This is a genomic window from Arthrobacter sp. Y3223164 (genome assembly GCF_059091005.1).
The window spans coordinates 1-3,893 of record NZ_JBNHGF010000273.1 but is presented as its reverse complement, the minus strand read 5'-3'; the positions used below and the strand labels follow the sequence as shown (position 1 = coordinate 3,893).

Annotated in this window: 3 protein-coding genes; all 3 read left to right on the top strand. The window is 66.9% G+C overall.

Annotation, left to right across the window (positions count from 1 at the left end):
* The first annotated feature begins 332 nt into the window (after positions 1-332).
* The 3 genes from prfB to AC5RUJ_RS12415 all read left to right on the top strand — a co-directional run bounded on the left by prfB (position 333) and on the right by AC5RUJ_RS12415 (position 3,801).
* Positions 333-1,451 carry a peptide chain release factor 2 gene (prfB, locus tag AC5RUJ_RS12425; protein WP_494128476.1) on the top strand — a complete coding sequence of 373 codons (1,119 nt, stop codon included), beginning with the start codon at positions 333-335 and terminating at the stop codon, positions 1,449-1,451.
* Positions 1,452-1,715: 264 nt separating this feature from the next.
* A complete protein-coding gene (locus tag AC5RUJ_RS12420) occupies positions 1,716-2,921 on the top strand; it encodes a substrate-binding domain-containing protein (protein WP_494022779.1) in 1,206 nt (401 codons plus the stop codon).
* A gap of 115 nt (positions 2,922-3,036) precedes the next feature.
* A complete protein-coding gene (locus tag AC5RUJ_RS12415; protein WP_494128503.1) occupies positions 3,037-3,801 on the top strand; it encodes an ABC transporter ATP-binding protein in 765 nt (254 codons plus the stop codon).
* Positions 3,802-3,893 lie beyond the last annotated feature (92 nt).

Sequence of the window (3,893 nt, the reverse complement as noted above, 5' to 3'; positions counted from 1 at the left end):
GGCTGGTCCGGCGGCGGCGACGGCGGTTGCTGCGGCCAGCACGAGCGCGCCGAAAGCCCCCAGGATTCTTCGCGACGTGGTTGACCGCGGGCCTTCGCGCCGGCTTTCGGGCTTCTGCCTCTTCCGCAGGCTCTGAACGGATCCGTGACTTTGACTGGGCATTGCAGCCTCCCCCAATAAGTGGATTTAGATCAGGCCCCAACCCCATACGCGGCACCTGCATCCCGCACTCTCCAAAGGTTATTGCACGCGCCCGCGCTTGAGCTAGGGGCTGTCCGGCGCCGTCTTGGCGGGACAGAGGATTCCCCGCCATGGCGTAGGCTGGGAGGACCATGGCTGAGATCGACTTTCCCGCTGAAATCCGCGCTCTGCGCGCCACGTATGACTCCATTGAAGCCGTCTCCGACGCGGAGGCGATCCGCAAAGATATTGCCGAGCTGAGCGAGCAGGCGGGCGTGCCGGACTTGTGGGACGACCCGGCCGCGGCGCAAAAAATCACCTCCAGGCTCTCGCACCGCCAGAGTGAACTGGAACGGCTGGAGAAACTGGCGGCACGGATCGACGATCTGGAAGTCCTGGTGGAACTGGGCCAGGAGGACGCCGGCGACGCGGACTCCATGGCCGAGGCGGCCAGCGAACTGACCTCGCTCAAGAAGGCGCTCTCTGAACTCGAAGTCGTCACGCTGCTCTCCGGTGAGTACGACGAGCGCGAGGCCGTGGTGACTATCCGCTCCGGCGCCGGGGGAGTGGATGCCGCCGACTTCGCCGAGATGCTGATGCGCATGTACCTGCGCTGGGCCGAACGCCATGGCTACCCGACCCAGGTGCTGGACACCTCCTACGCCGAAGAGGCCGGGCTGAAGTCGGCCACATTCGAGGTCAAGGCACCCTATGCCTTTGGCACTCTGTCCGTGGAGGCCGGCACGCACCGCCTGGTGCGGATCAGCCCCTTTGACAACCAGGGGCGGCGGCAGACCTCGTTCGCCGCCGTCGAGGTCATCCCGCTGATTGAGCAGACCGACTCGATCGACATCCCGGACAACGAGATCAAGGTGGACGTGTTCCGCTCGTCCGGTCCGGGCGGGCAGTCGGTGAACACCACCGACTCCGCCGTGCGGTTGACCCACATCCCCACCGGGATCGTGGTCTCGATGCAGAACGAGAAGTCGCAGATCCAGAACCGTGCGGCCGCGCTGCGCGTGCTGCAGTCCCGGCTGTTGCTGCTGCAGAAGGAGCAGCAGGACGCCGAGAAGAAGGCGCTCGCCGGCGACGTCAAGGCGTCCTGGGGCGACCAGATGCGCTCCTACGTGTTGAACCCGTATCAGATGGTCAAGGACCTGCGCACCGAACACGAGGTCGGAAACACGGGTGCGGTGCTCGACGGTGAAATCGACGACTTCATCGACGCCGGCATCCGCTGGCGCGCCAACAACCGCAACGCGGAAAACTAGCCGCCACTTCTCTGTTGCGCGAAGCCCGGCCGCTCCACCAGGAGCGGCCGGGCTTTTGTCGTCTGGGCGTGCGCCTGCACCCGGGCCTCAGCCGCCTGCAACCGAATCGTGACCTTCGCGACCCGGCGCGACTGTTGACACCTCTGTGAGCCACACCATAGATTTGCCGTAATCTGAATCACCTTTCAGGTTGGGGGCCTGACCATCAGGTTCAGACAGTTCCAGAGTTACTCCTCAAGAGATTTTTCAACGAAAGGCATCGGAGTGAAGGCAACGAAGAAGTTCCTGATGGCCGCGGCGCTGGTCACCGGACTGACCGTGAGCGCGTGCGCGCCGACCGCCGGCGGCGACACCGCTGGAGCGGCCGGCGAGGAAGGCAACGCCCCCGAGAGCATCAACGTGGGCATCGTCTATTCCGAATCCGGACCGCTGGCCGCCTACGGCGCGGCCTACTACCAGGGTCTCCAGGCGGGCATCGACTACGCCACCGAGGGCACCGGCGAGGTCAACGGCACCAAGCTCAACCTGACCTACCACGACGACGGCGGTGACCCCGACAAGGCGGTCAACGTCGCCAAGGACCTGATCGGCAAGGACTACAAGATCTTGGCCGGCACCGTGGTGTCCGGCATCGCGCTGAAGCTCGCGGAGCAGGCCGCGCAGAACAAGGTGCTCTACATCTCCGGCCCCGCCGCCACCGACGCGCTGCAGGGCATCAACGACTACACCTTCCGCTCCGGCCGCCAGAGCCTGCAGGACGTCGCAACCGCGGGCACCTTCGTGGACGACCTCAAGGGCAAGAAGGTCGTGGTGTTCGGCCAGGACAACGCGTTCGGCCAGGGCAACCTCGCCGCCGTCGAAGCCGTCCTCGGCGAGCAGGGCGCCGAAGTCGATGACGTGCTGGTACCCGAAGACGCCACCGAGTTCACGCCGTTCGCCCGCCAACTGATCGACGCCAAGCCGGATCTGGTCTTCGTGGCCTGGGCCGGCGCCACGTCGGGATCCATGTGGCAGGCACTGAGCCAGCAGGGCGCGTTCGACGCCGCCCCGATCGTGACCGGCCTGGGCGACGCCGCGACCTTCGGCGCCTACGGCAAGGCCTCGGACAAGATCAGCTTCCTGAACCACTACTTCCCGGGAGCTGCCGGCAACGACGTGGAGAAGGCCATGATCGAAAGCGTTGAGGCCGAAGGCAAGAAGGCCGACCTCTTCACCCCGGACGGCTTCGTCGCCGGCCAGATGATCGTGCAGGCGGTCAAGGAGGGCGGCAACGACGTCGACGCCATGGTCGAGGCGCTGGAGGGCTACAGCTTCGAAGGGCCCAAGGGCGAGACGACCATCCGCGCCTCCGACCACGCGCTGCTGCAGGAGATGTACCAGGCCAAGCTGGTGGAGAAGGACGGCGAGTGGGTGCCTGAGCTGATCAAGGCCATTCCGGCCGACGCGGTGGCTCCGCCGGAAGCCAAGTAACCGCAGCACAACCACAGGCAGGCCCGCACTGCTGCAGTACCGGGGCGCCGCCGACCTAACGGCGGCGGCGCCCCGGCCCGCGGCCAGGGTCCTCGACCGGACAGAAAGTGACATGATGACCTCCCCAGATCAGCCCGCGCTCACGGTGCAGGGCCTCGGCCTGCAGATCGGCGGCGCCCGCATCCTCGAGGATGTCGAATTCTCCGTCGCGACCGGAGAGATGGTCGGCGTGATCGGACCGAACGGTGCCGGCAAGACCACTTTGTTCAACCTCATCTCCGGCGTCCTGAAGCCGACGGCCGGTTCCATCACGCTCGACGGCAAGGACGTCACGTCGGCCTCGATCCACAGCCGCGCCCGCGCCGGCCTGGGCCGGACATTCCAGACCTCCAGCCTGTTCCCGCGGCTCAGCGTGCTGGAAAACGTCCGGCTCGCGGCCCAGGCAGCCCTCGGCGGAAGCGTCACGGTCTTCCGGTTCCCCTCGCGGACGGATTCCGCCACCGCCGCCGCGAAACAGAACGTGGCCGAGGTCGGGCTGGAGGACAAGCTGCACACCGCGGCCAGCGACCTCGCCCACGGCGACAAGCGCAAGGTGGAGATCGCCATGCTCCTGGCCGGCAACCCCTCGGTCATCCTGCTCGACGAACCGATGGCCGGAGTTGCCTCCGGCGACGTGCCGGGGCTGAGCGCCATCATCCGCCGGATGCACCGCGACCGCGGCTGCACCGTGATGATGGTCGAGCACCACATGGACGTGGTCCTCGGACTGGTCGACCGCGTGGCGGTCATGCACCACGGCAAGCTGCTGGCCATCGACACCCCGGACGCGGTGATGGCCAATCCCACCGTCCAGAGCGCCTACCTGGGAGAACCCGTATGAGCCAGCACCCGGAACGCCGCGCGGCCGCGCCGCAGGACGCTGCCCCGCCCATTGCGACGACGACCACCGCAACCGCCGCGGCCACGTCGCAG

Bases quoted from the DNA above. Each gene is read 5' to 3' on its own strand.
- prfB (WP_494128476.1), top strand. From the start codon at position 333: ATGGCTGAGATCGACTTTCCCGCTGAAATCCGCGCTCTGCGCGCCACG.
- AC5RUJ_RS12415 (WP_494128503.1), top strand. From the start codon at position 3,037: ATGACCTCCCCAGATCAGCCCGCGCTCACGGTGCAGGGCCTCGGCCTG.